The organism is Rhodoplanes sp. SY1 (assembly GCF_046000175.1).
Classification (GTDB): domain Bacteria; phylum Pseudomonadota; class Alphaproteobacteria; order Rhizobiales; family Xanthobacteraceae; genus Rhodoplanes.
The window spans coordinates 1-663 of sequence record NZ_JBEOMB010000035.1; the positions used below are offsets into that span (position 1 = coordinate 1).

Here is a 663-nt window from a genome sequence, read left to right on the forward strand (position 1 = left end):
CCGCCGCCTCGCCGCGGGTCGCCGGCATGCTGTGCGGGGCCGAGGATCTGGCCGCCGAGCTCGGCTGCGCGCCGGACGACGAGACCGTGGCGATGATCAAGCGGCAGATGATCGTCGGCTGCGCCGCCGCCGGCGTCGCCCCGCTCGGGCTTCTCGGCACGGTCGCCGACTTCCGCGACCCGGAGGCGGTGCGCCGCGTCGCGCTCGCCTCGCGCCGCGCCGGCTTCACCGGGGCGACCTGCGTGCACCCGGCGATCGTGCCGGTGCTCAACGCCGCCTTCGCGCCGACCGACACCGAGATCGACCTCGCTCGCCGCCAGGTCGAGGCGGCCGAGGCGGCGGCGCGCGAGGGGCGGGGCTCCTTCGCGGTCGACGGCCGCATGGTCGACGAGCCGATCCTACAAGCGCTGCGCGACGTCATTCTCGCCCAGGTGCGCTGAGGTCCCCCGGTCGGGTGGCTTGCACGGCCGGCGAAACGCGGTAGAGCATCCTTCGCCGAGCTTACCCCATGCTCCGCTCAGTCCCGCGCAAGCGGGACTCCAGAGCCACACGTCGTGTCGCCCCTGGGTCCCCGCCTTCGCGGGGACGAACGGAGAGAGGTCCTCTCCTGTCGATGGCGCGAAGACGTGGATGGCCGGGACGAGCCCGGCCATGACGGGCTGA

Annotated in this window: 1 pseudogene; it reads left to right on the forward strand. The window is 74.2% G+C overall.

Annotation, left to right across the window (positions count from 1 at the left end):
- Positions 1-440, forward strand: a pseudogene (locus ABTU92_RS10385) (CoA ester lyase); the annotation flags it as partial.
- Between the last annotated feature and the right edge of the window lie 223 nt (positions 441-663).